General features: G+C 65.6%; 23 protein-coding genes. 4 read left to right on the top strand and 19 right to left on the bottom strand.

The features are described 5' to 3' along the window. Window positions 1–18: 18 nt before the first annotated feature. Window positions 19–987 (top strand): LysR substrate-binding domain-containing protein, encoded by a 969-nt coding sequence (locus RT614_RS24455; RefSeq protein ID WP_409558518.1) that lies wholly within the window; start codon window positions 19–21, stop codon window positions 985–987. Here the strand turns inward: RT614_RS24455 and RT614_RS24460 are convergent. From RT614_RS24460 to RT614_RS24520, 13 genes are all read right to left on the bottom strand, one after another. Next, on the bottom strand, window positions 984–2,513 hold the full coding sequence (locus tag RT614_RS24460; RefSeq protein ID WP_313624763.1) for an AMP-binding protein: 1,530 nt from the start codon (window positions 2,511–2,513) through the stop codon (window positions 984–986). The genes RT614_RS24455 and RT614_RS24460 overlap by 4 nt on opposite strands. Before the next feature lie 19 nt (window positions 2,514–2,532). Beyond that, window positions 2,533–3,705: an acyl-CoA dehydrogenase family protein gene (locus RT614_RS24465; RefSeq protein WP_313624764.1), complete on the bottom strand. Its 1,173-nt coding sequence runs from the start codon at window positions 3,703–3,705 to the stop codon at window positions 2,533–2,535. Between the two features lie 64 nt (window positions 3,706–3,769). Beyond that, complete coding sequence (locus tag RT614_RS24470) at window positions 3,770–4,744, bottom strand: tripartite tricarboxylate transporter substrate binding protein (protein ID WP_313624765.1); 975 nt, start codon at window positions 4,742–4,744, stop codon at window positions 3,770–3,772. A gap of 74 nt (window positions 4,745–4,818) precedes the next feature. Then, window positions 4,819–6,222 (bottom strand): dihydrolipoyl dehydrogenase, encoded by a 1,404-nt coding sequence (gene lpdA, locus RT614_RS24475; protein ID WP_313624827.1) that lies wholly within the window; start codon window positions 6,220–6,222, stop codon window positions 4,819–4,821. Then, a complete protein-coding gene (locus RT614_RS24480; RefSeq protein ID WP_313624766.1) occupies window positions 6,222–7,481 on the bottom strand; it encodes a dihydrolipoamide acetyltransferase family protein in 1,260 nt (419 codons plus the stop codon). Before RT614_RS24480 ends, lpdA begins: the two co-directional genes overlap by 1 nt. Window positions 7,482–7,484: 3 nt before the next feature. Further along, complete coding sequence (locus RT614_RS24485; protein ID WP_313624767.1) at window positions 7,485–8,276, bottom strand: enoyl-CoA hydratase-related protein; 792 nt, start codon at window positions 8,274–8,276, stop codon at window positions 7,485–7,487. A gap of 36 nt (window positions 8,277–8,312) precedes the next feature. Then, on the bottom strand, window positions 8,313–9,284 hold the full coding sequence (locus RT614_RS24490) for an alpha-ketoacid dehydrogenase subunit beta (protein WP_313624828.1): 972 nt from the start codon (window positions 9,282–9,284) through the stop codon (window positions 8,313–8,315). A 5-nt stretch (window positions 9,285–9,289) separates the two neighbouring features. Beyond that, the gene (locus RT614_RS24495) at window positions 9,290–10,276 is read right to left on the bottom strand and encodes a thiamine pyrophosphate-dependent dehydrogenase E1 component subunit alpha (protein WP_313624768.1); all 987 of its coding nucleotides are present in this window, start codon (window positions 10,274–10,276) and stop codon (window positions 9,290–9,292) included. After that, complete coding sequence (locus tag RT614_RS24500; RefSeq protein WP_313624769.1) at window positions 10,273–10,680, bottom strand: MaoC/PaaZ C-terminal domain-containing protein; 408 nt, start codon at window positions 10,678–10,680, stop codon at window positions 10,273–10,275. Before RT614_RS24500 ends, RT614_RS24495 begins: the two co-directional genes overlap by 4 nt. Window positions 10,681–10,696: 16 nt before the next feature. After that, window positions 10,697–11,104 carry a hypothetical protein gene (locus RT614_RS24505; RefSeq protein ID WP_313624770.1) on the bottom strand — a complete coding sequence of 136 codons (408 nt, stop codon included), beginning with the start codon at window positions 11,102–11,104 and terminating at the stop codon, window positions 10,697–10,699. Then, complete coding sequence (locus RT614_RS24510) at window positions 11,101–11,520, bottom strand: Zn-ribbon domain-containing OB-fold protein (protein ID WP_313624771.1); 420 nt, start codon at window positions 11,518–11,520, stop codon at window positions 11,101–11,103. Before RT614_RS24510 ends, RT614_RS24505 begins: the two co-directional genes overlap by 4 nt. A 1-nt stretch (window position 11,521) precedes the next feature. After that, window positions 11,522–12,673, bottom strand: a complete 1,152-nt coding sequence (locus RT614_RS24515) for a thiolase family protein (protein ID WP_313624772.1) — start codon at window positions 12,671–12,673, stop codon at window positions 11,522–11,524. Window positions 12,674–12,684: 11 nt separating this feature from the next. Continuing rightward, window positions 12,685–13,833 (bottom strand): acyl-CoA dehydrogenase family protein, encoded by a 1,149-nt coding sequence (locus RT614_RS24520; protein WP_313624773.1) that lies wholly within the window; start codon window positions 13,831–13,833, stop codon window positions 12,685–12,687. A gap of 156 nt (window positions 13,834–13,989) precedes the next feature. Between RT614_RS24520 and RT614_RS24525 the strand changes: the two genes are divergently transcribed. Then, on the top strand, window positions 13,990–16,092 hold the full coding sequence (locus RT614_RS24525) for an acetate--CoA ligase family protein (protein ID WP_313624774.1): 2,103 nt from the start codon (window positions 13,990–13,992) through the stop codon (window positions 16,090–16,092). Between the two features lie 100 nt (window positions 16,093–16,192). After that, window positions 16,193–17,002: an IclR family transcriptional regulator gene (locus RT614_RS24530; protein WP_313624775.1), complete on the top strand. Its 810-nt coding sequence runs from the start codon at window positions 16,193–16,195 to the stop codon at window positions 17,000–17,002. 24 nt (window positions 17,003–17,026) lie between these two features. Here RT614_RS24530 and RT614_RS24535 read toward each other — a convergent pair whose 3' ends face one another. The 3 genes from RT614_RS24535 to RT614_RS24545 all read right to left on the bottom strand — a co-directional run bounded on the left by RT614_RS24535 (window position 17,027) and on the right by RT614_RS24545 (window position 20,069). Next, window positions 17,027–18,229, bottom strand: coding sequence for a pyridoxal phosphate-dependent aminotransferase (locus RT614_RS24535; RefSeq protein WP_313624776.1), 1,203 nt, complete (start codon window positions 18,227–18,229; stop codon window positions 17,027–17,029). 67 nt (window positions 18,230–18,296) lie between these two features. Continuing rightward, complete coding sequence (locus RT614_RS24540) at window positions 18,297–19,271, bottom strand: D-2-hydroxyacid dehydrogenase (RefSeq protein ID WP_313624777.1); 975 nt, start codon at window positions 19,269–19,271, stop codon at window positions 18,297–18,299. A 9-nt stretch (window positions 19,272–19,280) separates the two neighbouring features. Then, window positions 19,281–20,069, bottom strand: a complete 789-nt coding sequence (locus RT614_RS24545; protein WP_313624778.1) for a class II aldolase/adducin family protein — start codon at window positions 20,067–20,069, stop codon at window positions 19,281–19,283. A gap of 157 nt (window positions 20,070–20,226) precedes the next feature. Here RT614_RS24545 and RT614_RS24550 point away from each other — a divergent pair, with 157 nt between their 5' ends. Then, window positions 20,227–21,228, top strand: a complete 1,002-nt coding sequence (locus RT614_RS24550) for a LysR family transcriptional regulator (RefSeq protein WP_313624779.1) — start codon at window positions 20,227–20,229, stop codon at window positions 21,226–21,228. 95 nt (window positions 21,229–21,323) lie between these two features. Here the strand turns inward: RT614_RS24550 and RT614_RS24555 are convergent, their stop codons facing one another. The 3 genes from RT614_RS24555 to RT614_RS24565 all read right to left on the bottom strand — a co-directional run bounded on the left by RT614_RS24555 (window position 21,324) and on the right by RT614_RS24565 (window position 25,251). After that, complete coding sequence (locus RT614_RS24555; RefSeq protein ID WP_313624780.1) at window positions 21,324–22,301, bottom strand: tripartite tricarboxylate transporter substrate binding protein; 978 nt, start codon at window positions 22,299–22,301, stop codon at window positions 21,324–21,326. A gap of 133 nt (window positions 22,302–22,434) precedes the next feature. Then, window positions 22,435–24,150, bottom strand: a complete 1,716-nt coding sequence (locus tag RT614_RS24560) for an amidohydrolase family protein (RefSeq protein ID WP_313624781.1) — start codon at window positions 24,148–24,150, stop codon at window positions 22,435–22,437. A gap of 90 nt (window positions 24,151–24,240) precedes the next feature. After that, a complete protein-coding gene (locus tag RT614_RS24565; RefSeq protein ID WP_313624782.1) occupies window positions 24,241–25,251 on the bottom strand; it encodes a tripartite tricarboxylate transporter substrate binding protein in 1,011 nt (336 codons plus the stop codon). Window positions 25,252–25,327: the final 76 nt, after the last annotated feature.

A 25,327-nucleotide genomic window follows, 5' to 3' on the forward strand; every position in this document is an offset into this window, starting at 1 on the left:
TGCCCCACCCTTTCCGAATTGAATGCGTTCTCCGCGGCGGCGCGCCACCTGTCGTTCTCGAAGGCCGGCAAGGAACTGTTCGTCACGCAAAGCGCCATCAGCCGGCATATCGCCACGCTGGAAAGCTATCTGGGGCACGCGCTGTTCATCCGCGGCACCAACGGGTTGCAGCTGACGCGCATGGGGGCCACGTACCTCAGCCTGATCCGCCCCGCCCTGCACACGCTGGAAAGCGCCACCTCGCAGGTCATGGCCACGCAGCAGTCGGCGAAGTCACTGAATGTATCCGCCGCGCCCACCTTCGCGGCGCAATGGCTGTTTCCGCGCCTGAAGACGTTTCGCGAGGTGAATCCGGATATCTCGATCAACTTCGTGCGCTACAGCGTCGCCGATTACAAAAGCACCGAACTGGATTTCGACGCCTCGATCCAGTACGGATATGGCGACTGGCCGGACGGCAACGCAAAATACCTGACCGGCCGCGAAACCCGGCTGGTGTGCTCGAAGGAATATCTGGAGCAGCATCCGATCAGCAGCCTGGAAGACATCAAGCAATGCACGCTGCTGCAACACATCGAGATTCCGCTGTCGTGGGAATACTGGTTTTCGACGTACCTGGGCGATTATGACCGCGCCCGGTTCGGGCCCGGCTTCAATCTGTTTTCGATGATCATCCAGGCCGCATCGTCGGGCTTTGGCGTGGCGCTGATGCCGCACTGCCTGATCGAAAAGGAGCTGGCCACGGGGCAATTGGTGGACATCTTCGACCGCACCTTCGAAAGCCCGCTTGGCTATTATCTTTGCGCGCCCAACTGGCGCAGCAACATGGAAAGCTACGACCGGCTCAGCCAGTGGCTGGCGCATGAGTGCTTTCTTGATGTCGAAGGCGTAGGCGCGCCGCCGGAAGGTCCGTGCGCGCCCGACTGCCCGTACTGCGCGACTAATGCCGGACGTCTCGCGCCGCCGCTCATGCCAGGCAGCGCCTAGCCAGCCCCCAGTCTGCACGAATCGTCGTCGCCCGCCGCCAATTCGTCGCGCAACACGCGCTTTAGCACCTTGCCGGAAGGGTTGCGGGGCAGCGCGTCCCGCACCACCAGCCGCTTGGGCGTTTTGAACCCCGCCAACCTATCCGCGCAGTGGCTGCGCACCTCGTCCAGCGTCAATGACGATCCTGCCTGCAACACCACCACCGCCGTGACGCATTCGCCCCAGCGCGCGTCGGGCAGTCCGATCACGGCAACCTCCGACACTTGCTGCAACTGATTCAGCGCCCGCTCGACTTCCGACGAGGCCACGTTCTCGCCGCCGCTGATGATCATGTCTTTTTTCCGGTCCGTCAGAAACAGAAAGCCGTCCGCATCCAGGCGTCCGACATCGCCGGTGCGGAACCAGCCCTCGTGGAAGCTGGCCTGGGTCTTTGCTTCGTCCCGCCAATAGCCGCGCGTCACCTTGGGGCCGCGCACGCAGACCTCTCCTTCGTCTCCCGCCCCGAGCCATCGTCCTTCGTCGCCCAGGATGGCCAGCTCGACATGCGCCAGGGCTCGCCCCGTGGAACCTATCTTCTCGATTTCCCTGCCTGCCTCCATCAGGGTGTCTCCGGAACAGGTTTCCGTCAGGCCATAGGCGTCGATGTAGCGGGCTCTGCGGAATACGCTGGCGAACTCGCGGATGCGCTCTTCCGGTGTGCGCTCACCACCGCCGACAACCCATTTCAGGCTGTCCAGCACATGCGCGGACCGGGCCTGGCTGGTCAGACAGCGGTTGAGCATCACGGGCGCCATCCAGGCGCCCGTCACCCGTTCGCGCTCGATCAGGGCCAGTGCGCGAGCGGCATCGAAATCCCGCTCCAGCACCAGTGCGCCTCCCACCATCCACAGGGCCACGCCCGGCAGATCATGGGCACCCACGTGGTAAAGCGGGCCGACCACCAGCAGGCGGTCGTCGCGGCCGATGCCCAGCGCGGCGATGTGGTCCATGCACTTCCAGGCGATATTGCCGTAGCTATGCATCACTCCTTTCGGATGGTCGGTCGTGCCGCTGGTGTACATCAGGCGGCACAAGGAGTCCGGCGTGGCCGCGAAAGGCGCGTGGCTGTCAGGCTGCCCTGCCGGATAAAGCAGACGGCTGTCGCCCTGCGCGTCGAGGCCCACGCTCACCGTCATCACGCCATCGGGCACGCAGGCCATCAGCTCCTCGTCCGCGAACAGCAGCTTTACCCCGCCGTGTTCGGCGATGTAGGCCACCTCCTGCCGCCCCAGCCGGTAATTGACCGGGAGCACCACGGCGCCCACATGAGAAATGGCCAACGACAGTTCCAGGAAGGCTGGGCTGTTCTTCATCAGCAGGGCGACCACGTCGCCCGCGAGCACGCCGCACGCCCGCAACAGGCCGGCGGAATGCGCCACGCGCCGATGCAGGTCTGCGTATGTCAGGCGCTGCTCGCCATACACGAGCGCAAGTCGTCCAGGTTGCGTGCGCGCCCACCACGCCACGCTCGCAGTAACGGAAACCATAGGGAACCCCTTGTTCGCCTCAATAGCCCTTGGGCATCTTCAGTTCATGGTTGGCAACGTAATTCAGCAGCATCTCTTCCGATACGGGCGCAAATCGGAACAGGCGACAATCGCGCCACAGGCGTTCCACATGGAATTCCTTCGCATAACCCATGCCGCCCATGGTCTGCATCGCGCGTTCGGTAGCGCGAGCCACCGCCTGAGCGGCAATCAGCTTGGCGGCATTGGCCTCGTTGCTGTAGGGCAGATCCATGTCGAAATTGGTGGCCGCCTTGTAGTTCAGCAGGCGCGCCGACTCCACTTCCACATGGCACTGAGCCAGCGGGAACTGCAGGCCTTGATAGGCGCTGATCGGGCGGTCGCCGAACACCTTTCGATCGTTCGCATACTCAACGGCCAGCCTGATGGCCAGTTCGCCCGTTCCCACCAGGCCGGCGGTCGTCACCATGCGCTCGGTGTTGAGCACGTCCAGCAATTCGCGCCAGCCCTTGTGCAGCGTGCCGATCAATTCATGCGGCTCCACCCGCACGTTGTCCAGGAACACGCTGCTCGAATCCAGCGTGCAGGTGCCCAGCTTGTCGATGGGCGTATGCGTCAACCCTTCGCGCTTCACATCGATCATGAACATGCTCAGCCCGTCGGTGCGCGAGGCGGCGTCCTGCAGCTTCTTGGTGCGAGCGATAACCAGCATCTTCTCGGCCGACTCCACCCCGGTGATCCAGATCTTGCGCCCATTCAGGCGCCAGCCATCGCCGTCGGCGCTGGCGTAGGTCTTGATCTCCAGCGTATTGGTTCCCGCATCGGGCTCGGTCAGCGCCATGCTGCAGTTCAAGTCCCCGCTGATGATGCGTGGCAACAGCTCCTTCTTCATTTTTTCGCTGCCAAAGCGCGAGATCGAAACTCCGCCGAAGATCGGATTGATCATGAATAGCTGGCCCACCGTAGAGCCGCCGCCGGTGGCGGCCAGGGCTTCGACGATCAGGCTCATTTCCATCATGCCCAGGCCGCTTCCCCCGTGCTCCTCCGGCAACGCCACACCCGCCAGGCCCGCGTCGCATACAGCCTTCCAGTATTCCTGGGGAAAGGCCTTTTTCTCGTCCTGCTTGCGCCAATACTCCAGACCGAACGTGTCGCCGATCTGGCGGGCGGTGTCGATCATCATGCGCTGTTCGTCGTTGAGCCTGAAATCCATGATGTAAGTCTCTTGAAGGTGACATAGGCCATGCGCGCCCGGAAAGGGCGGCTGGCGGCGGCGGTTACTCGGCCTGGATACCGGCCGACTTGGCCAGGGCCTTCCAGCGTTCGATGTCCTTGCGCAGGAAATCCTGCGACTGCGCAGGCGTATCGGCCACGGGCTCCAGGCCCTCCTGGCTCAACCACTTTCGCATGTCGTCAGACTGCAGGATGGCGACCAGCTCTTTGTTGAGCTTGTCCACCGTGGCGGCGGGCGTCTTGGCGGGCACATACAGGCCGTACCAGACTGCGGTGTCGAAGCCGGGCACGCCGCCTTCCGCGATCGTCGGCATCTGCGGCCAGAGGTCGGTGCGCTGCGCCGTCGTCACGCCCAGGGCGCGCATCTTTCCGGATTCGGCGTACTTCTTGGCGGTGGACAGCGGGTCGATCACCAGCTGTACTTCGTTGCCCATCAGGCCCACCAACGCCGCGCTCGCTCCCTTGTAGGGCACGTGTGTGATGGGCGCTTTCGACATCGCCTTGAAGTATTCGGTGGCGAAGTGCACCGAGGTGCCCACGCCCGGCGTTCCGTAATTCACCTTGCCGGGATTGGCCTTTGCATAAGCCAGAAACTCCGCCACGTTCTTGACCGGCAGGTCGTTGTTCACGACCAACGCGAACGGCCCCTTTACCACGGTGGTGACCGCTGCCAGGTCCTTGTTCACGTCGTAGGGGAGCTTGGACTTGATCGCCGGTTCAGTCGCGATGGCGCCGCTGTGCAGCAACAGCGTGGAGCCATCCGCGTCCGCGCGCACGGTGGCATCGGTACCAATGGAACCTCCCGCCCCGGCCTTGTTCTCGACGATCACCTGGCGGCCCAGGCGCTCGCCGAGCTGCTGCGCCAGCTTGCGTCCGAGGATATCGGAGGTGCCCCCGGCCGAGTACGGCACGATGATCCGCATCTGCTTGCCGGCGGGAACATCCTGCGCTTGAGCGGACGTCGCGACGAGAGCCACGGCAACTGCCGCCAGTCTCAGGGAACTACGGAATGCATACATGGTTGTCTCCTTTGATTGAAGGGGTGCGGATGCCGCTCGCCTTGCCCGTCGTGCCGGCAGGGTCGGCGGTCATCTCATAGGTGCAATGCCCGCCCGTATGCGGCCAGGACGGCTTCATGCATGGCTTCCGACAGCGTCGGATGCGGAAAGACGGTATCCATCAGTTCGGCCTCGGTGGTCTCCAGCGTCGCCGCCAACGTGTAGCCATGCACCAGCTCAGTCGCCTCCGGACCCACCAGATGCGCCCCCAGCAGCTCGCCCGTGGCCTCGTCGAAGACGGTCTTGATGAAGCCTGACGCCTCGCCGACGGCGATGGCCTTGCCGTTGCCTTCCAACGCGAAACGCCCGACGCGCACCCGGCTTCCACCCTGTCGCGCCTGCGCTTCGGTCAAGCCGACGCTGGCGCTTTGCGGATGGCTGTACACGCACGACGGAATTGGTGCGTGGCGTTGCACGCCCACGCGCAGGCCGGCGATGTGTTCCACGCAGGCGATGCCCTCATGGCTGGCCTTGTGCGCCAGCATTGGCGGCCCTGTTACATCGCCGATGGCGTAGATGCCTGGTTCCGCGGTCAGGCCCCAGTCGCTTGCCTCGATCAGGCCATTGCGCACTATCACCCGCGTGTGCTCCAGACCCAGGCCGTCCGTGTTCCCCGACAGCCCCACCGCCACCAGAACACGCTCTGCCCGGACATCCCGACGCATGCCGCCATGCTCCACCGCCAGCAACACGCCATCGGCATTCGCCTGGCCGGCGGCCACGGCGGCGTCGGTCAGGATCTGAATGCCCTCCCTGTCCATGCTCTGCCGCACGAAGGCGCTGACGTCCTCGTCACTGGCCGGCAGCACGCGCGGCGCGGATTCCAACACAGTCACCCTCGTCCCCAGGGTGGCATAAAAGCTCGCGAATTCCATGCCGATGGCGCCCGCGCCAATCACGGCCAGGGACTCGGGAAGTTCCTGGGCGGAGAGCGCGTCGCGGTAACTCCAGACGCGCTTTCCATCAAAGGGAAGCATCGGCAGCTCGCGGGGCCGGGCCCCGGTGGCGATGATGACGTTCCTGCCTGGCACGTCTTGCCGCCGGCCTTGAGCGTCCGTCACTCGCACCACCTTGCGCGACTGCAGTTCCGCCACTCCCGCGAAAACCGTGACGCCGGCCTTCTTCAGCAAATGCGTCACGCCCCGGTTCAGCCGCTGCGACACCTGACGGGAACGAGCCATGACTTTGCCGAAATCGACCTGTGGTTCCGGCACCGAGATCCCTTGGGCGCCGGCGTGACGAATGCGACGCACGGTGTCCGCGGAATGCAACAGCGCCTTCGTTGGAATGCAGCCCCAGTTGAGGCATACGCCGCCGAGGCTTTCGCGCTCCACCAACGCCGTGCGCAATTTGAGTTGGGCCGCCCGCAACGCGGCGACGTAGCCGCCAGGACCGCCGCCGATGACCACGAGATCGAAGGACTGTTCGGATGGGGCCATCATGACACCAGCAATCCCAGGGGTTGCGACAGTCCATTCGCGACGAGCTTCAGGAATTTCAGGCCCGCCACACCATCGAGCACCCGGTGATCCGCGGACAGCACCATGCCCATCTCGCGTCGGATCACCGGCTGGCCGCCGTCATCGGGGCGAAATACCTCGCGGATGCTGCCCACGCCCAGAATCATGGACTGGCCCGGGTTGATGATGGACGTCATGTACGTCACGTCGTGCATGCCCGCGTTCGAGACCGTGATTGCGCCTCCCTGCATATCGCCGCCGCTCAGACGCCCGGCCTGGGCCCGTTCTATCAATTCGCCCGCCTGCCGCGCGATGTCGCCCAGCGGCTGCTTTCCTACGCCGCGCAGCACGGGCACGAGCAATCCTCTTTCGGTGTTCACGGCCATGCCCACGTCGGAACTGTCGAGGCTCAGGATGCCGTCGTCCGTCCACACCCGGTTCACTTCCGGCATCGCCTCCAGGGCATTTCCCACGGCCGCGAGCACGAAGTGGTTCAGCGTCAGGCGCTGGCGCGTCTGCAATGCGTTGATTTGCACGCGTAATGCCATGACGGCGCTCATTTCCGCCTCTACGGCCAGGTAGAAATGCGGCACCTGCTGCTTGGCGGCGGTCAAGCGCTGAGCCATGGTGCGCTCTATGCCGCTCGGGGCGCGTAGCGTACCGGAGGCAGCGGGTATGCCGGTCCGCGGGGCGCCCCCTCTGGTTTCCTCGACCCGTGCGCTCGGAGCGGCTTCGTTGGCGGCCGCCGGCTGACCGACCCGATGCGCGACGGCCTGCACATCCGCAGCACGGATACGACCGCGCGGACCGGAGCCTGTCACCGTCGAGAGGTCGACGCCCTGCTGCGCCGCCAGGCGGCGCGCCAGGGGGGTGACGGGCGTGCGCCCGCTCAATGTTGCCGATGGAACCACCGTGCCACGTGCCTTTATGTCCGGCGGTGCCTGCGCGAAGGCCGCTGGCTCGTTGGACAGAGCCCGGCCGCTTGCAGGCGTGTCGGTCGCGCCATCATCCCAATACCCGATCACCGCACCGCACGGAAGCGTCTCGCCCGCCTGGGCAACGATCTCGGTCAGTACGCCGTCGCCTTCGGCCCCGATCTCGTTGGCGGCCTTTTCCGACTCGATCACGAACAAGCCCTGGTTGGCCTTGAACGCCGCCCCGGGTGCGACCATCCATTCGACCAGGACGCCTTCTGACATCGTCAGTCCGAGCTTGGGTACGAGGATTTCTCGGCGCATGGCTTACCTTCCGGTGAATTGGGCTTTGCGCTTATCCAGGAACGCGCTGCACCCTTCGTGGGCGTCCTGGCTGTCGAGCACGAGTCCGATGATGGCCTGTTCGTGCGCCAAGGCCGCGCCCAGAGGCATCTCGGCCCCGTCGCGCAACGCGCGCTTGAGAAGCTTGAGCGTCAGCGGCGACTTCTGGGCAATCTGGCTGGCCACTGCCATGGCCTCCTGCATCAGCCGCCCACGCGGCACGGTGCGGTTGCACAGGCCCAGATCCACGGCCTCGGCGGCGCTGATCTGGCCGCCCGTGAACATCAGTTCCTTGGCGCGGCATAGCGGCACCTGGCGAATGAGGCGCTGCGAGCCGCCCGCACCGGGAAACAGCCCCAAGTTGATTTCGGGCAGGCCCAACTTTGCCTCTTCGGCCACCAGCCGGATGTCCAGCGTCAGCAGCAGCTCGGTGCCGCCGCCCAGGGCCCAGCCGTTGATCGCCCCCACAGTGGGCTTGTCGCAGGTCTCGAAGCGCCGGAAAACGCGGTGGATCACCTCGGCGAACTCCTGATAGTGCGCGAGGCCCTGACGGCTGTTCAGGTCGGCAATGTCCCCGCCCGCCACGAAGGCCTTGTCGCCCGCCCCCGTGATGACGATCGCGCGGATGGCATCGTCGCGTTCCAACGCCGTGAGGGCGGTCTCGAGGGCCAGCAGGGTCGGAGTATCCAGGGCATTGAGCGTCTTGGGGCGGTTGATCGTCAGCACACCCACGGCGTCGTGGCGTTCGCACAGGATGGGGTTGTTATCGTCGGACATCGGTCGTCTCCTCGTATTTGTTAACGTTTTGCGCACTCAGGCCAGCGTCTTGCGTACGGCGCCGATCACGCGCTCCACGGTGACCGCATAGCCTGCTTCCAGCGAGCTGGCGAAGGGGGCCGGCATGAAAGGCGCGGCCACGCGCAGCACGGGCGCATCCAGTTCGTCGAATCCTTCATCCGCGATGGTGGCGACGATTTCGGCGCCCGCGCCAAAGGCCTGGACCGCCTCGTGCACCACCACGGCACGGTGCGTGCGCGATAGCGATTCCAGCACGGTGGCCTTGTCCCATGGCTGGAGGGACCGCAGGTCGATCACTTCGACCTCCACGCATTCCTTGGCGAGCTGCTCGGCGGCCTTCAGGCACACGGGCACCGCTGCGCCGTAGGTCACCAGCGTCGCGTCGCGGCCGGCGCGCGCGATGCGGGCCTCGCCGATTCCGACGTTCAGCGAGGTATCGACCAGTCCCTTGCTGGCGTACATACCCTTGTGTTCGATGAACATGACCGGATCGGGATCGGAAATGGCTGCGCGCAGCAGGCTGTAGACATCCTGCGGGATCGACGGGCACACCACTTTCAGGCCGGGAATGTGAGCCAGCCAGGCCTCCAGGCATTGCGAATGCTGCGGACCGGCGGAGAGGCCGCCGCCATGCGGCGTGCGCAGCACCATGGGCACGGAGCCCTGTCCGCCGAACATATAGCGGGCTTTTGCGGCCTGGTTCACCAGCGCGTCCATGGACAAGGTGATGAAGTCCATGAACATGATCTCGACCACGGGTTTCAAGCCCGTGAGCGCCATGCCCACCGACGCCGACGTGATCGCCGCCTCGGAGATCGGCGTGTCGATCACGCGCTGCGGGCCAAAAGCGTCCAGCAACCCCCGCGTGGCCTTGAACGAGCCGCCGGCACTGGCTATGTCTTCGCCCAGGACCACGACGGCGGGATCCGCCTCCATACTATCGCGCAGTGCTTGCGTGACGGCGTGCACGTAGCGCATTTCAGTGATTGTGCTCATGCCTGCGCCTCCCCTGCCTGCGTGTAGACATCCTGTATGGCGCGCTCCAACGCAGGCAGCGCGTCGGCCCGCGCTGCCTCGATGGCGGCGTCCACAACCGCCGCGATGGTCCGGTCGACATCCGCGGTATCCACGCCGGCGGTGACAAGCAGGCCGCGGGCGGCGACAAGCGGATCGTGCTCGTGTACGGCATCCAGCTCGCCGGCGTCCCTGTACTTCTGCGCGTCGCCTTCGAAGTGGCCACGGACGCGGGTCGTCATGCACTCGAGCACGAACGGGCCCTTGCCCGCCCTCAGCAGGTCGCCAGCCGTCTGGGCGGCATCCGCCACGGCCAGCACGTCGTTGCCGTCCACCTTCGCGTAGCCTGCGCCGAAGGCGGCGGCCAGTTTTTCCAGCTTGGCCGCGAACTGGCGCGACGTGGGCGAAAACTCGGACCAACCGTTGTTCTCGCACACAAGCAGCAGCGGGCAATTCCAGAGCGCCGCCATGTTCAGGGTTTCGTGCAACACCCCTTCCGCCATGGCGCCATCGCCGAAGAACGACACGGCCACGCCACCTGTCTTGCGCACCTGGTGGGCCATCGCGCTACCCAGGGCGATGGGAATGCCCGCGCCCACGATACCGTTGGCGCCCAGGATTCCCAGGCTCAGATCGGCTACGTGCATGGACCCTCCCCGGCCTTTGCACAGGCCGCCTTCACGCCCCATGATCTCCTTCATGAATCCAGTGACATCCATGCCGCGGGCCAGCACGTGGCCGTGTCCCCGATGGGTGGTGGCAAGCGTGTCCTGAGGCTGCAACGCGCTGGCGATGCCGGCTGCCACGGCCTCCTGCCCGATGCTCAGGTGAATGAAGCCAGGCACTTCGTTGTCCGCGAACAGGCGCGTCAGCGCGGTCTCCACATGCCGGATCAGGCTCATCGTCCGGTATAGGGGCTGCAGGCGCTCTGGCGGGGCCGCCGCCCGATTCTTCCTGGCGCTCATGCGCGATCTCCTTGGTCTGCCGGGTCCCGCGGATTCAGGATGACCGCGCCGACAATGCGGTCGCTGGCATCCTGTCCACGGACCCAGACGTCGTAGTGCCCCGAGCCGGCTTCGCCCGGTTGTCCGCCGGCCGTGACCACGTCGCCGACGTAGACGGGTTTGACAAAACGCACCTGCAGGTCAAGACCCGACAGCGCGTCCGCGCCCAGGCCGCGCTGCAGGCACTGCCACAGAAGGCACAGCGAAAGGGTTCCATGCGCGATGGGGCGGCCCATGGGCGTGGTCGCTGCGAAGTCCGCGTCCACGTGTATGGGATTGAAATCGTCGCTCAGTTCGGCATAGGCCTGGATCACCGCTTCGGTGACGGTCAGGCTGACGGGCTGCAGTTCTCCAATGGCTTTCATGGGCAGTTCTCCTTATTCACGCAGCCCAGATCAGGCCGATCACGCCATCGAACAGGTCGCGGCCCGCCTCGCCGGCTCCGTGCACCTGCAGGTCCACATACCGGCGATCGCGCCGTATTTCCTTTCGCACGCAATGCACGGTGACGCGGATCGCCTCGCCGCAGCGCGGCACGCCTCGCAGGCGCAACTGCTGCCTCGCATGCACGTTGCCGGGAGGACGCGGCGTCACCACGTTCAGGTAGGCACGCATCATGTTGACCACGGCCATGCTGGCGCCCTCCGCCGCGCCATTGGCGCCGTCCTGGGGACCATCGCCGAAGATGGCCTGCCAGCGACGGGCCTGCTCCGCGTCGTATATCTCCACGCGTTCCCCGATCAGGGCTCCGGGCACGAAATCATCGAAGAGGATGGGCGAAGCGCTCATGCGGAGGCTTCCTCCATCGCTTCGACCACCGGCAAGGCCATGCCGTGCACGTCGCGGAACCCGATGCGCACCCGCGCCCCGATCGCCAGGACGGGTGCGTCTCGCAGCGCGGCGTTGGCCATGACGCGAAAGCCCTCGTCCATGTCCACGATGGCGATGACGTACGGCACCATCTCCTTGAACGCGGGCAAGGGTGCGCGATGGACGGTGGTGAACGTCAGCACGGTTCCGCGGCGTTCCGATTGCTTCCAGTCCAGCCGGCCGCCATGGCACTGTTCGCACAAGCTTCGGGGAATCGTCTGGACGTGGCCGCAGGCCGCGCAGCGCTGATAGCGCAATTCGCCGGCCGCGGCGCCGTCCCAATAGGGTTGGGTCTGCACATTGGGACGGGGTAATGGATAGTGATTCGTCGTCATGTCAGGCTCCGAGCACCAGTGAACAGTGGGCGGACAGGATGCCGCCGTCTCCGTGCACGAACGCCAGCCTGGCGTCCTGCACCTGACGGGGGCCGGCGCTGCCACGCAACTGATGCATGGCTTCCACGACGTGGAACATGCCCCCTGCCGCGCCGGAGTGCGCGTACGACATCAATCCGCCATGGGTGTTGCAGGGCAGTTTTCCGCCCAGGCCCAATTCCCCGGCCGCGGCCGCCGCGCCCGCCTGGCCGCGCTCGAAAAAGCCAATGGATTCCAGTTCAACAGCCAGCGTGATGGTGAAAGAGTCGTAGATCTGGGCAACGTCGATGTCGCCCGCCCGCACGCCCGCCCGGGCAAACGCGACGACCGAGGACGCCTTGCAGCCGAAATCCACCAGGCTGGGCGCCGCCACGATGTGTTCATGCGTGTGACCCTGCCCCGCGCCCAGGATCTCGATGGCCATGCCTCGGGTATCGCGCGCAGCCGTCCGGCTGCTGACGACGAGGGCCGCGCCCCCGTCGGAGATCAGACAGCAGTCCAGCATGTGCAGGGGATCGGCGATCATCCGGGAGTCCAACACCTGCTCGACCGTGATGGGATCGCGCTTGTGCGCCTTGGGATGCCGACCGGCATGGCGGCGGTGCTCCACCGCGATAGCGGCCAGCTGCTCGGACGTCACGCCGTACTGATGCATATAGTGCTTCGCCACCAGCGCGTACGAAGCGGGTACGCTGATGCCGAACGGACGCTCGAACTGGGGATGGCCAACTTCGGACAGCGCCGCCACGGCGCCGTCCCGGGACATACCCGTCAGGCGGTTGTCGCCGGTCACCACCAGCACGTGGCTGCACTGCCCGCTGGCCACCAGCGCGGCAGCCTGCATCACCATGATGCACGCGCTGGCGCCGCCGGCCTGGATCGCCAGGCAGGCGCCGGGATGGATACCCAGGTATTCGCAGAACACCGACGCCAGCATCAGGTGCGGCTCGGTGAAGGAATACGCGCACAGCACGCCATCGATGTCCGACAGCGCAAGACCGGCGTCGGCAACAGCGCCCATCGCGGCCTCGGCATGCAGGCTCATGCAACTACTGCCGGGCAATTCTCCGACGGCTGTGTCGTACGCGCCCGTGATGAATGCGTTCATCGTCATTGCGCCATCCCTCAGGGCTTGAAGCCCAGGCCGCGCGCGATGATATTGCGCTGGATGTCGCTGGTGCCTTCTCCGATCACGTAGACCAGGGCGTCGCGATGAATGCGGCCGACCGGATACTCTCGCATGATGCCGGCGCCGCCATGGATGCGGATCGCCTGCTCGCTGACCTTCAGCGCGGTTTCGGTGGCGATCAACTTGACCTTTGCGGCGGTGGCGGCATCCAGGCGGTCTTGGTCGACCAGCCACGCGCCGTAATACACCATCCACCGCGCCGCCTCGATATCCGCCGCCATGTCCGCCAGCTTGTGAGCTACCGCCTGGTAGTCGCCTATGCGCTTGCCCGCAACGACGCGATCCTCGGCGAATGCCCTGGCCGCATCGAACGCGGCGCGGGCCATGCCCAGCGCGTTGGCGGCAACTCCCACGCGATTTTCGCTCAGGCATTCCAGCAGCAAGGGATAGGTGCCGGTGCGTTCGCCCACCAGGCACTCGTCGGGCACGAAAGCGTCTTCGATATGGATGAGCGCGGTCTCCGACCCGCGGATGCCTTCCTTGCGCAGCTTGTGGATATCGAAGCCCTTGTGCGGCAGTTCCACGATGAAGAGACTGATTGCGTCGGGCTTGAGCTCCGGCGACGTGCGCGCCGCCACCAGCAGGAAGTCGGCGATCGGCGCGTTGGTGATGTAGAGCTTGCTGCCGCTGAGCTTCCAGCCCCCTTCCACTTTCTCGGCCTTGGTCGTCATGGCCCGGATGTTCGATCCGCCATCGGGCTCGCTCAGCGCAAACCCGGCAATCTTGTTACCCGCGAGCGCCGGCCTGAAATAGCGCTCCTTCTGTAGTTCGGTGCCGATCTTCCAGATAGGCCACACCGACAGATGCGTCTGGGCCGACCAGCTCGTGGCAAAGGCCTGACTCATGTAGCTGAGCTCTTCGCGCACGATGCAGTCGCTGACTTTATCCATGTCGCTGCCGCCGTCCGCTGCGGGGTAGCGCACACCCAGAAGCCCCAGTTCTCCCCAGCGCTTGAAGACGTGCTTGGGGAAATGCTCGTGCTCTTCGGCTTCTTCCACGAGCGGCGCCAATTCTTCGCGGCACAGACGGCGCACGGTGTCCCGCACCGCTTCGTGTTCTGGCGAAAAGGAGAAATCGAGGCTCATTGACATCTCAATCAAAAATTTTCTTGATAGAGAATTTAAAACATAAAAATTGAACAAGACCTAGGGGTATACCCCTGAAATCCTGCATTATTTCGGAAAACATTCTTTAAATGGACGATACTATTCTTCATGCAGAATAATATTCAGGTGAACTCAATGTCATCGATGGCCCCAGACCGTACCGCGCACCGCTTAGAAAGCCTGCTCAATGCCCGCAGCGTGGCAGTCGTGGGCGCCAGCGCGGATCCCGCAAAGATCTCCGGGCGCCCCATCGCCTATATGCTGGCGCGGGGCTATCAGGGCGATATCTACCCCGTGAATCCGGGGCGGGAACTGGTGCAGGGCCTGCGCTGCTACCCGAACCTCGCGGCGATCGGCAAGCCGGTGGACCTGGCCATCGTGGGCACCGCCGCCCATCTGGTGGAAGGCGCCATCCGCGAAGGAATTGAGGCAGGCATTAAGGCCTTTGTGGTGTTCTCGTCCGGATTCGCCGAATTGGACGAGGCAGGCCGCGCCCTGCAGGCGCAATTGACCCGACTGGCCCGCGAGCATGACGTGGCGATCGTCGGCCCGAATTGCCTGGGCGTCGCCAACAGCCGCTCCGGGCTGATCGCGACATTCACCACCGCGCTGGAAAGTCACGCGGTCCGGCAGGGCGGTTTCTCGTTCGTCAGCCAGAGCGGCGCGCTGGGCGCTTACTGGATGGATATCGTGCTGCGCAGCGGTATCGGGTTCAGCCAATGGATCACCACCGGCAACGAATGCGACGTGGATGCCGCCGAAGCCATCGACTACCTCGTTGCCGACCCCGACACCCGGGTGATCGGCCTCTATATCGAGGACATCCGCCGTACTGATGCTTTCCGCGCAGCGCTGGACCGCGCCGCACGAGCGGGCAAGGCGGTGATCGCGATCAAGGCGGGCAGTTCCAGCGCGGGCGCTGCTGCGGCGGCGTCGCATACCGGCGCCTTGGCCGGCGACGACGCGCTGTACGACGCCTGCCTGGGACAGTACGGAGCCCTGCGCGTGCAAAGCCTGACCGAAATGATGGACGCGGCGCGCCTGCTGCTGCACGATGCCGCCCCCCTGGGCCCCAGACTGGCGGTAATGTCGGTCTCCGGCGGCGCCGGCGTGCTGATTGCGGATGCCTGCGAGTCCCTGCACCTGCAACTTCCCGCGCTCAAGGCCGAAGTCGCGCAGGCGCTGGTGCCCGTCCTGCCGGGCTTCGTGCATCCCAGCAACCCGCTCGACATCACCGGCAATGTGCTACAGGACACCCCCATGATCAGCCGCGCCATGCAGGCGCTGGCGACCGATCGCGACATCCATGGCATCGTGCTGTTCATCGGCATGATGCACAGCATCGCCGACGCCTTCGTGCACGCGCTATCGCAGGCCCGCCGGGAAGTGCACTGCCCCATCATCGTGATCTGGGTGGGTGCGATGGACAGCAGCATCCACGCACTGGAAGCTGCGGGCATCCCCGTGTTCCTGGATATCCCGCAGGCGACCCAGTCCATGGCGCGCTGCCTGGGGCTGCGCACGGCCCACCAGCGGATCGCGCAGCGACCCGCCCAGGACATCCCCGACGGCGCTGGCGCGGCCGGGGATTGCATGCCTGCGCTGTCCGAGGCGGACGGAAAGCGGCTGCTGGAAGCGCAAGCCGCGGTCGAAATCCCCTGCGGCTGGATGCTGCGCGACGGCGATGCCTGTCCCGTGGACCTGCCCTACCCGGTTGTCGCAAAACTGCAGTCTGCCGAACTGCTGCACAAAAGCGATGCGGGTGGCGTGATCCTGCGCATCCAGGATGCCGGGGCGCTGCAGACCGCGGTGCAGCGGCTGCATGCGCTGGGCCGCGAACTGAAGCTGGCCACGCAAGGGGTGCTCGTCGAACAGATGCTGCCGTTCGATCATGAACTGCTGCTTGGCCTGCGCCGCGACGCGCGGTTCGGTCCCGTGCTTACCCTGGCTCGCGGCGGCGTCGAGGCCGAACTGGACCCGGATGCGGCCAGCCTGTTGCTTCCCGCCACGGCCGACGACATCGCGTCCCTCATGCTGAACCTGCGTTGCGCCAGGCTCCTCCAAGGCTTCCGCGGACGCCCCGGCGTCGACATCCACGCGCTGGCCGCCCGCATTTCCGCCCTCTGCGACTGGTTCCTGACCCAGCCGCTGCGTGAACTGGAAATCAACCCGTTGGCGATACGAGGCTCTCGGGCCTGGGCACTGGACGCATTGATCACGCCGCTCGCTCCGCGGTAACCCCGCTGCGCATGCCCACCCGGCAGACCGTCCGGGCGATGCCTGACTTACACTAAACAGCCTCCAAGAATCCCCCCAAGGCCGATCGCCCCCTATCAGAATGGAACACGCTTCTCCAACCTCGAACGAGCCCACTCCTCCGGAGAAACTGGTGGGAGCCCTCAGCGCGGGCCTTAGAATCCTGCGCTATCTGGCCAGTGCATCGACCCCGCACGGCGTGACGCGCATTGCCAAGGATCTGGGCCTGAACGCCAGCACCTGTTTCAACCTTCTCAAGACCTTGGTCCATGAACGTCTGGTGACGTTCGACGAACCAACCAAGACCTACAGCATGAGCCTGGGGCTGGTCGAACTGGCCAAGGGGTCTCTGGAAAAGGCGTCCTACGTGCGGCTGATGCGCCCGCACCTGCAGGAACTGGCTGAACGCCACAACATCACGACGACGCTGTGGCAAAGATCGCGGGGCGACCGGGTGGTGCTGGTGGACCTGGCGGACAGCGGCTCCGCCATGCGCATCCACATGAGCATCGGACAGCGGCTTCCCATGTACATCGCCGCACTGGGCCGTTGCATGGCAGCCCATTCGGGGCTGAGCGCCGTCCAATTGCGCAGCAAGCTCAGCGAACTGCGCTGGGAGGACGGACCCAGCTTCGAGACCTACATGCGCGAAGTCGAAGAGGTCCGGCACAACGGATATGCCGTCGACCACGGCAACTACGTAAAAGGTGTCGTCACCGTCTCGTCGCCCATCCTCGACTCCAGCCGACGCCCCATCATGGCGGTCAGCGCAGTGGGGTTTGCCACCCAGTTTTCTTCCAGCAGCCTGCAGGCCCTGTGCGAGGACCTGCGCGAACGCTGCAAGGAAGCAACGGTCGCGATCTCGGGCGGCACCGTCACCAGCCTGTGGTGAACGCCGCCCCCCACAACGCGCGTTTCAGCCCAGCTTCGCGCAGGCCCGCTTGATCCGCGCGCAGCCCTCTTCCAGCTGGTCCATCGACGCCGCATAGGAAATCCGGAAGAACGGCGACACGCCATACGCGGCTCCTTGCAGCACCGCCAGGTTCTCCTCATCCAGCAGGTACATGATGAAGTCCTCGTCGGTCTTCAGTATGTTCCCTGTCGGCGTCGTCCTGCCCAGCAGCCCTTCGCACGACGGGAACACATAGAACGCGCCTTCCGGCACGTGGCAGGTGATGCCGTCGATCCGGTTCAGGCTGGAGACGATCATGTCGCGACGGTCCTGGAAGATGGCGGTGCGCTCGGCGATGAAGCCCTGCGGCCCGGACAAGGCTTCTTGTGCCGCTGCCTGGCTGATCGACGACGGGTTGGACGTGCTCTGCGACTGCAGCTTGGTCATCGCCTTGATCAGCGGCGCCGGGGCCGCGCCGTAGCCGATGCGCCAGCCGGTCATGGCGTAGGCCTTGGAAACGCCATTGATGGTCAGCGTGCGGGCCTTGAGCTCGGGCTCCACCTGCGCCATCGTGGCGAATTGCCGGCCGTCGTACAGAATGTGTTCGTAGATGTCGTCCGTCATCAGCCAGACGTGCGGGTAACGCAGCAGCACCTCGGCCAGCGCCTTCAGTTCTTCGCGCGTATAGGCCGCGCCACTGGGATTGTTGGGGCCGTTCAGGATCAGCCAGCGGGTGCGCGGCGTGATGGCCTTTTCCAGGTCGGCGGGCTGCAGCTTGAAGCCTTCCTTCGGCGGGCAGGCCACGAACACCGGCGTGCCGCCCGCCAGCAGGACGATGTCGGGATAGGACACCCAGTACGGCGTGGGCACGATGACCTCGTCGCCTTCTTCGACCGTGGACAGCAGCGCATTGAAGATGATCTGTTTGCCGCCGTTGCCCACGATGATTTCGCCGGCCGCGTAGTCCAGGCCGTTGTCGCGGCGGAATTTCTCGCGGATGGCGGCCTTGAGCTCGGGCGTGCCGCCCACGTCCGTGTACTTGGTGCGCGACTGCGCCATGGCGCGTATGACGGCCTGCGTGACGTTGTCCGGCGTGTCGAAGTCGGGCTCGCCCGCCGTCAGCGCGACGATGTCGCGACCGGTGGCGCGCAGTTCGCGCGCGCGCTGGCCGGCCATGGAACTGGGCGAGGGTTTGATGCGCTGGATGCGCGCGGCGGTCTGGAGCATGGGAGTTCCTAAGAGGTGATGTCCGAGGTTTTGGATTCGTGGCCGGGCGCCCGGCTTCAAGACAGGATCACTGCCGCCATTCGCGCAGGTAGTCCAGGAAGATGCGATCGACCCGGGCCTCGTTGCCGTCGGAATGGCCAGCGGAATGCGGGGTGACGATGACGTTGGGCAGATTCCACAGCGGCGATTCGCCGTCCAGGGGCTCGTGCTCGAATACGTCCAGGTAGGCGCCGGCCAGCGACTGGGCGCGCAGTGCGTCGATCAGGTCGCGTTCGACGACGACCTCGCCGCGCGCCACGTTGATCAGCCGGGCGTGCGGGGCCATGCGCGCCAGCACCCGGGCGTCGACCAGGCCGCGCGTGCGATCGCTGAGCGGGCAGGCCAGCACCAGCCAGTCGGCGCGGCCGGCGATCTGCGCCAGGTCTTCGAAGGCGTGGGTTTCGACGCCATCCGCGTCCGGCGCCGCCGCGCTGCGCACGGCGATCACGTTCAGCCCCAGCATTTGCAGGTATCCGGCGAGTTGCCGGCCGATCGGGCCCCAGCCCACGATCACCGCCGTCTGGCCCGCCAGGTCGCGCGGCAGCAGGCCGCCGATCAGCGGCGTCCAGGTCCGCGCGCGCTGGGCGTCGAACATGCGCGGGAATTCGCGGGCCAGCGCCAGGATCCCGGCCAAGGCCGTCTGCGCCACCACCTGGCCGTTCGCGCCCGACGACGTGGTCACGCGCACGCCGCGTTCCTTCAGTTCGCCGAAGATGGGCCGGTCGGCGCCCGCGGAGTGCGCGTGCACCCAGGCCAGCCGGGGCGAATTGCGCAGGGATACGTAGAAAGACTCCAGCGGCTCCAGCACGCGGTGCTTGGTCGACAGGCCGGTGATATCGCGCGAGATGAACGCCACGTCGACGTCGCCGGGTTCATTGCCGTGCTGCTGAGCCGCGATGACGGGTTCGTAGGCGCGCCCGCCCAGCACGTCGGCGACCGCGTCGCCGAGTCGGGTTTGCGTCTGGTCGGACATCAGGATGCGTAAGGGTCGTTGTGTCGTCATGTCGGCGTCCTAGGTGCGGAAAGAGGGATCCATGCGGTCCAGCTTACGCAGCAGCGCCGGCCATTCCATCACGCCGTAGGGGCGGCGCGTGCCGGGCTGGTAGTTGTTCCAGGTTTCCTGCAGGACCGGATCGGCCACGCGTGCCAGCGGCGAGTTCGCCGCCATGGCCGCCAACTGCGAGCGGCAGGCCAGTTCCAGCCTGTGCATCCAGTTGAAGGCTTCACCCACGCTGTTGCCCACCGTCAGCGCGCCGTGGTTGCGCAGGATCAGGGCTTCGCCCGTGCCCAGGTCGGCGATCAGGGATTCCTGCTCGGCCAGGTCAAGCACGACGCCCTGGTAGTCGTGATAGCCGACCTTCAGGAAACGCATGGCGGTCTGCGTGATGGGCAAGAGGCCGCATTCCTGCGCGGAAACGGCCATGGACGCCCAGCTATGCGTGTGGATGACGCAGGCCACCTCGGGACGCGCGGCGTGGATCGCGCTGTGGATCACGTAGCCGGCCTTGTTGACGCCATAGCCCAGGTCGCCGAAGTCCGGCTTGGACAGGACCGCGCCGGCATGATCCACCTTGATCAGGCTGGACGCGGTGATTTCTTCGTACATCATGCCGTAGGCGTTGATGAGGAATGCGCCGTCTTCGTCCGGCACGCGCGCCGAGATGTGGTTGGCCATCATGTCCGACATGCCGTACAGGTTCACCAGCCGGTAGCAGGCGGCCAGATCCACGCGCGCCTGCCATTCCGCGGCCGAGCACCGGTCCCGCATCGACTCGATCTGTAAAACGCCGGCACTGCTCATCGTTACGCTCCCTCTTTCTTGCGATAGACGGCGGCGCACGCCGCGCCAGCCCGAGGGAAATTCTAGGACGGCATTTTCTTCACTACAAATTGTTGATTTTTGCTTATTATTCGTTTTTTCCGATATATCCGCGCAGGGCGCGTTCCGGAGCTAGACGATGAATCGCAACATCACGCTGCGCCACTTCCGCAGTTTCGTGGCGGTGGCCAACACGGGTTCCTTCACCGTGGCAGCGTCGCAGCTCTTCCTGACGCAGTCTTCGCTGACGGCCACGATCCAGCAGTTCGAGGAGGCGGTGGGCGTAAAGCTCTTTGACCGCAGCACGCGCCGCGTGGTGATGACGCCGGAGGCCGCGCGCTTCAAGGCCGAGGCCGAGCGCATCCTCAGCCAGTTCGATGGCGCGCTGAGCGACCTGGAAGCGTTGTCGCAAGGCCGTCAGGGCCATGTCCGGATCGCGGTGGTGGCGTCGGTCACCAACTATTTTCTGGGCGATGCGATCGCCGCGTTCCGCCAGGCGTATCCGAAGATCACGTTTTCCCTGCACGACGCCGGATCGGAACAGGTCGAGAAGATGATCGCCAACGGCGACATCGATTTCGCGATCTCCACGTCGCATCATGGCATTGATGAACTGGTCTACACGCCGCTGTTCGAAGACCGGTACGGGGTGATCTGCGCGTCGTCGTACGCGTATGCGCAAGGCTCGCGTCCGTTGAAATGGGCCGACCTGGACCCCGCGGAATATGTGGGCTTTACAGAAGACACCGGCATTGGCGCGTTCCTGCGCGCGCACGCGGGCAAGGCGGGGTTCTTTGAACAGCAGCACGACGAGGTCTCGCGGACGTCGTCGCTGCACGCCGTGCTGCGGGGCGGCGGACGCTATTCCATCCTGCCGGCGCTGGCCGCCAGCTCGATCGCCCCGCCGGCGGCCGGCAAAGGGGCCGAGCCGGGACCGTTCGTGTTCCGGGAACTGAGCTCGCCCCGGCTATCGCGCGAGGTCTGCCTGATCACCCGCCGGCTGCGGTCCCTGTCGGCCAGTTCCGAGCTGTTTTTGCAGTACATGCGGGACGTGATCAGCGAAAAGCCCGTGCCGGCGGGCGTCCGGGTGCTGGGGCGCAAGGATGGGAAGGCGCGGCAGACGGAAAAGAACTCCGCGTGAATGACGCGCACGGTGTCTGACACCCATGAGGCACGGTCTCAGCGGGCAGACTGTCGCTTGCGGGTGTCAGACACTTACCTATGGCACCAGCGCACCTACTGCGCCGCGATCTTTGCTTCCTTCACCAGCTTGCCCCACTTGGCGCGCTCGGCTTCGATGTGGGTGGTGAAGTCCTGGGGCGTGCCGCCCGTGGCCTGGGCGCCCAGTTCGGTGAGCTTCTTGCGCACGCTCTCGTCGGCCAGGATGGCGTTGAGTTCCTTGTTCAGCTTGTCCACGACAGGCTGCGGCGTGCCGGCGGGCGCGACCACGCCCGTCCAGGACAGGGACTCGTAGCCCTTCAGCCCGGCCTCGTCCAGCGGCGGCACGCCGGGCAGGACGGACAGCGGGGTCGCGCTGGTGACGGCCAGGGCCTTGACCTTGCCGGACTGGGCCAGCGGCACGGCGGACGGCGCGTTGTCGAAGATCATGTTGATCTGCCCGCCAACCAGGTCGACCAGCGCCTGGCCGCTGCCCTTGTACGGCACGTGCATCAGGTCAACGCCCGCCATGCTCTTGAAAAGTTCACCCGACAGATGGGTGGAACTGCCCGCCCCCGACGACGCGAAGGAATACTTGCCCGGATTGGCCTTGGCCAGCTTGATCAGGTCGGCCACGCTGGACACCGGCAGGTCCTTGTTCACGATCAGCACATTGCTGATGGAGGCGGTGTACGCCACCGGGCGCAGGTCCCGGTCGGCCTTGTAGCCGGGGTTGCTGTACAGGAATTCGTTGATGGCCAGGATGCCCGTGGTGCCGAAGAGCAGCGTCTGGCCGTCGGGCTGGGCCTTGGCCACCATGGCGGCGCCGATGTTGCCGCCAGCGCCCGAGCGGTTTTCCACCACCACGGGCTGCTTCAGCGCCACGGCCAGCCGTTCGGCCAGCAGCCGTCCGATCACGTCCGTCGACCCGCCCGGCGCAAACGGCACGACCAGCGTGACCGGGCCTTTCGGATAGGCCACAGTGTCGGCGATCGCCGTCGATGCAAAGGCCGACAGCACGGCGACGGCCGCGCCGGCCAGTTTCCACTTTCTCATTGTTTTCCCCTTGATTTTTTGGGTTGCGGATGAAGCAACCCTGCCGATCATAGGGAGTGAAATCCTGCACAACAAATGAGAAATTCCGGCGGATTAATCGCCAGCGCAAATATATTCGGGTATGCCCGGATGATCAGGCGGGCTGCGCCTTCGCCCCCCGCAAAAGCCTGCCCGGCAGGTCCCCGGTGGCCTCGCCCTGCATGAAGATGGGCACGCCGTTCACCAGGGTCGCCGCGTAGCCGTCGGCGCGCTGCACCAGCCTGCGCCCGCCCCCCGGCAGGTCGAACACCATCTCCGGGCAATGCACCTTCAGCGCGTCCGGGTCGATGACGTTGACGTCGGCCTTGTACCCGGGCTGCAGCAGTCCACGGTCATGCAGGCCGTACACCATCGCCGTATCGCGGGTCTGCCGGCGCACGACGAGCTCCAGCGGCAACAGGGGGCCACGGCGGCGGTCGCGGGTCCAGTGGCTGAGCATGAAGGTGGGCATGCTGACGTCACAGATATACCCGCAATGCGCGCCGCCGTCAGACAGGCTGTTGACCGTGTTGGCGTGCTGCATGAGCTGATGCAGGTGGTCGAGGTTTTCGTAGGAGTAGTTGAAGGACGGGTAGTACAGGATCGCCCGGCCATCGTTTTCCAGCATCAGGTCGTACACCAGTTCCAACGGCGGGCGTCCGGTGCGCGCCGCCATCGCCGCCACGCTGTCTTCGGGCAGGGGTTCGTAATCGGGATCCTGGCCCAGCCGGTAGATCTTGTGGAAGCTGCTGAACAGGGTCTCGGCCCGGCGGTCCAGCAGGCCGCGCTGTTCGTTCATGATTTGCTTGCGCGTCTGCGGATCGCGCAGTCGCGCAAGCTTCTCCTCGATGGGCAGCGCGTGCAGGGGCTGATAGGTTGGATGCGCAATGAAGGGATGCAACGAGCTCTGCCACGAGAACAGAATGCCCAGCGGGCGGCCACTGATGCCGGCCATGAGCGGCACGCCTTCGTCGCGCGCCTTGTCCAGCGTCCGCACGATCTGCTTCCACACGTCCGGCGCGCCATCCGTCTGCTGCAGGTTGAACAGCACCGGCAGGCGGTTGTGGCGGGCCAGTTGTTCCAGCCACGGGATCTCGCCTTCCATCGCGGGATGGTTGGCCGTCATCTGGAACACCCCATGGCCGACCTCGCCCATCACCGAGCCCAGCGCGCTGATTTCTTCGCCGGTGGCGAAGGTGCCTGGCGGATATTTGCGTTCGTCGTACTTGTGCAGGAACGTGCGCGACGTGGAAAAGCCCACCGCCCCCGCCTGCAGGGCCGCGCGCACGACCTCGCGCATCGCCAGCAGGTCCGCGGGCGACGCCTCGTCGTGGTGGATGGCGCGGTCGCCCATTACATAGGCGCGCACCGCGCTGTGCGGAATCTGCGCGCCGATGTCCAACGCCTTCGGCCGCCGGTCCAGCGCATCCAGGTATTCGGGAAACGTCTCCCAGTCCCATTCGATGCCTTCGGACAGCACGGACCCCGGGATGTCTTCGACGCCTTCCATCACCTTGATCAGCCATTCGCGGCGGTCCGGCTTGACGGGCGCAAAGCCCACGCCGCAATTGCCCATGATGGCGGTCGTGACGCCATGCCAGGTAGACGGGCTGAGGTACGGATCCCAGGTTGCCTGCCCGTCGTAATGGGTATGGATATCCACCCACCCCGGCGTGACCAGTGCGCCTTGCGCGTCGATCTCGCGCCGTCCCGACCCGGCCTTGCCGCCCGCCTGCACGACCCGGCCGCCATCGATGGCGACGTCGCCCACATAGGCGTCCGCGCCCGAACCGTCCACGATCGTGCCGCCACGTATCACCACATCATGCATTGCGTTCTCCGAAGGGCCCTGCCGGCCCGCTCATTGGGTGTCAGCTACGCGCGTCTGCTACGCGCGCCTGCTACGCGCGTCTGCTGCGCGCTACTCCAGCACCAGTCCGATCCGGCGGATCACATCGCCCCATCGCGCGCTGTCGCGCTGGACGATGGTGGCGAATTCCTTCGGCCCCGCACCGCTGACCTCGTTGCCCTGCGACAAGATGGTCTGCGTGACCTCCGTGGATTCCAGGGCCGCGCGGAATACCTGGGCCACTTTTTCCGCCAGCGCGGGCGGCATGTCGCCGGGGCCGAAGATGCCTTGCCAGCCCACGATGTTCAGCCCCTCGATACCCTGCTCTTCCAGCGTGGGCAGCTCTGGCAGCACGCTCAGGCGACGGTCCGTGGCGGGTCCCAACAGCTTGACCTTGCCCGCGCGGGCGTTTTCCACAGCCGTGGCCGTGCCGTCGAAGTACACCTGCACGTCGCCTGCCAGCAGTGCGCGGCTGGCGTCGGCGGTGCCCTTGTAGGGCACGTGGACGATGTCCGTTCCGGTCTTCATCTTCAGGATCTCGCCGTTCAGGTGCGAGGTCGACCCAAGGCTGTACGAGGCGTAGTTGAGCTTGCCGGGGTGCGCCTTGGCGTAGGCAATCAGTTCCGCCGTGGTGGAGAACGGCGCATTGTTGTTGGCCACCAGCACCGTGGCCGAGCGCACCGCCTGCAGGACCGGCGTGAAGTCCTTGACCGGGTCGTACGGCAGCTTTTTGTACAGGTGCGGGTTCTGCGTGTGCGTGACGACGATGGTGTACAGCAGCGTGTACCCGTCCGGCTTGGCGCGCGCCACGTCCTGCGCGCCGATCATCGTGCCAGCCCCGGGCTTGTTGTCGATGATGACGGACGCGCCGGTTTGCTGCGTGACCTTGGCCGCCAGCATGCGCGCCAGCGAGTCCGACCCCGAGCCCGCCGGGAACGGCACGACCATACGTATCGGTTTGCCGGCCGCCGGCCAGGCGTCAGGCTGCGGGGAAGGCGCCGCGACCGCCGCGGTACAGGCCAGCATGCTCAGCGCGGCGGCGGCGCTCCAGCCCGCCAGAGAAAAAATCGGCTTCTGGTTCATGTTGTCTCCTCCTGCGAGGTTGGCGTGTCGCGAGGCCGCGCAGCGCTCTGTATGGTGGTTTTCCCGGGTGCTACAG

The sequence above is a fragment of the Achromobacter sp. genome (assembly GCF_032102605.1).
In the GTDB taxonomy this organism is placed as follows: domain Bacteria; phylum Pseudomonadota; class Gammaproteobacteria; order Burkholderiales; family Burkholderiaceae_B; genus Achromobacter.